The organism is uncultured Campylobacter sp. (assembly GCF_938018145.1).
GTDB lineage: Bacteria > Campylobacterota > Campylobacteria > Campylobacterales > Campylobacteraceae > Campylobacter_A.
In genome coordinates this window covers 1-2,511 of sequence record NZ_CALIII010000229.1, presented here as the reverse complement: position 1 = coordinate 2,511, position 2,511 = coordinate 1, and the positions used below count along the sequence as shown (strand labels likewise).

At 43.1% G+C, this 2,511-nt stretch carries 2 protein-coding genes and 1 pseudogene; all 3 read right to left on the bottom strand.

The window, feature by feature from the left end:
* Positions 1–201: 201 nt before the first annotated feature.
* Positions 202–1,062 carry an NAD-dependent epimerase/dehydratase family protein gene (locus Q0338_RS05215; protein WP_298085834.1) on the bottom strand — a complete coding sequence of 287 codons (861 nt, stop codon included), beginning with the start codon at positions 1,060–1,062 and terminating at the stop codon, positions 202–204.
* Positions 1,052–2,083, bottom strand: coding sequence for a GDP-mannose 4,6-dehydratase (gene gmd / locus Q0338_RS05210; protein ID WP_298085833.1), 1,032 nt, complete (start codon positions 2,081–2,083; stop codon positions 1,052–1,054). Before gmd ends, Q0338_RS05215 begins: the two co-directional genes overlap by 11 nt.
* Positions 2,083–2,511 (bottom strand): annotated as a pseudogene (locus tag Q0338_RS05205) (mannosyltransferase); the annotation flags it as partial. The gene gmd and the pseudogene Q0338_RS05205, both read right to left, overlap by 1 nt.

Below are 2,511 nucleotides of genomic sequence, written 5' to 3'. Positions count from 1 at the left end.
GAACTAGAAGAATTTTTAGAGTTAACTCTGACATATTCAGTGTGTTTTGGAATTTATTCGGTACGAAAATTTAAATAAAAACAACCTATATAAGTGCTAGCAGCTTTAACCCGTGGCACGAGTAAGTACCTTGCAAAATGACAATCTTAGGATGTTGAATAAGGTACCGTAAATTTATAGTACTGGATTAAAATTAAGAGATTAGTTAAGCACATGGGTTAGTAGTTTCTCTATATCTCCGTCGCAAGGAGCTATGTCGTAGCTTAGCAGCTTTGCCGTATCGCAGACGAGTAGGGTGGGGTCGTTCGCCCTGATAAATTTGGCATCGCTTTTTACGGCGATATCGTGCCCGCTTAAGCGATGTAAAATTTGTAAAATTTGCTCAATACTATAAGCCTTACCAGAGCCAATGTTAAAAATTTCATCGTTGGCTTCGAGTTTTAGTAGTTGCTCGTATATTCTCACGACGTCGTTTATGTCGTTATATTCGCGCTTTGGCGTCAAATTTCCGAGTTTTATTGTATGGGCTCTATCTTTAAAATGTCGCACTATTTTTGGTATGAGGAAATTTTCGCTTTGTCCAGTACCTGTGTAGTTAAATGGGCGCGCGATGATAAAAGGCAGTCCGCTTTTAGCTATTTGCTCCTCCATAAAAATTTTACTTTCGGCATATATGCTTTGTGGATTTAGTGGAGAGTTTTCGCACATGGGCATATCTCCTCCGCCGTAGACGCTAGCCGAGCTTGCAAAGATCGCCTTTTGAAATTTAATGTTGCTTAGAGCCTCTAGCAAATTTAGCGTACCGATTTCGTTTGCGTTTTTTATCTCGGCGGGACCCGCCATAGCAAACGAAACTGCGGCCAGGTGGATGATGTAGTCAAATTTGACGCTAAAAGCAGCTTTTATGCTGTCTTTGTCAAGCAGATCAAAGCGCGCGTGATGTGGCGCGCTAGGTCTCAGGGCGCCGCCTGAGACCTCGTAGTCTAGCCCGCTAAGGTATCGCTCTAGGTAGCGACCAGTAAAACCCTCGATCCCCGTAATAAAAACGCGCTTAGAACTCAAATCCCGCCTCGATGCGTCTTAGATCGGCTTTTATCATCATATCGCAAAGTCCCTTTAGATCAGTCTTTGCGCTCCAACCGAGCTTTTGCTTGGCTTTTGAGGCGTCGCCTATTAGCAAATCGACCTCCGCGGGTCTAAAAAATGCCGGATTTATCTTTACGATTACGTCGCCCTTATCGTTTAGTCCGACTTCGTTTATGCCCTCGCCCTCAAATTTTATCCCGATATCTAGCGCTTCAAAGCTAAGCTTCACAAAATCCCTAACCGTGGTCGTTACTCCGGTGGCTAGTACGAAAGTATCGGGAGCCTTGGCTTGTAGCATCGCGTGCATACCTTCGACGTATTCTTTGGCATAGCCCCAGTCGCGCTTTGCGTCTAGGTTACCAAGTTCTAAAGTCTTAGCCTTTTTCAGAGCGATTTTTGCGGCCGTATTCGTGATTTTTCTCGTGACGAACTCAAGTCCTCTTAGCGGGCTTTCGTGATTAAATAAAATGCCGCTTGAAGCGAAAATATCATAGCTTTCTTGATAGTTTACGGTTATAAAATGCGCATAAAGCTTTGCCACTCCATACGGCGAACGCGGATAAAAGGGCGTGGTTTCGCTTTGCGGGACGGCTTGGACTTTGCCGAACATCTCTGATGTGCTAGCTTGGTAAAATTTGATACTTTTATCTACCGTTTTGATTGCTTCTAGTATATTTAGCGCGCCGATACCCGTAGCGTTTGCAGTGTGAAAAGGCTCTTTAAAACTAACGCCTACAAAGCTTTGGGCGGCTAGGTTGTAGATTTCCTCGGGTCTTATTTCATTGACGACGCTTAGGATATTAAACGGGTCGGTTAGCTCAAACTCGACTAGATGAAAATTCGGCTCGTTTAAAAGATCTAGCTCGTTTAATCTCCAAAAATTCGGGCTCACCGCTCGTCTGTAACCGCCATAGATCTCATATCCCAGATCGATCAGATATCTAGCCAGATACGCGCCGTCTTGGCCTCCGACGCCCGTGATTATAGCTTTTTTCATTATTCTTCTCCGTTTTTTAAATGTCGCATAAAATTATGATCAGTATTTATGGCTTTAAAGATTCTTAAATAAAGACCGGCGATATTTTGCCAGCTGTTTTCTTCTAGCCATTTTATGCGCTTATCATAAATTTTACCATCTATTTCATTATTTTTTACTTTTTCGAGTTGTTCTAGGATATCCTCGTCGCTAAAACCGTCCGCCGCTATCGTGATATTTTGCATCTCGCTAAAGATTCTTGACGGCGTAACTATAACGTTTTTACAAAGACTTAGAGAGACTCTGGCTGCTGCGCTACTACCCTCGTCGGTCTGTCCGTACGGCAATACGATCGCATCGCAACAACTTAGTTTTTCGTTTACAGTTTCTATCGGTAAAAAACTCGTATGCCACTCTATTTTTTCGCTCAAATTTAGCTTTTCGCAAAT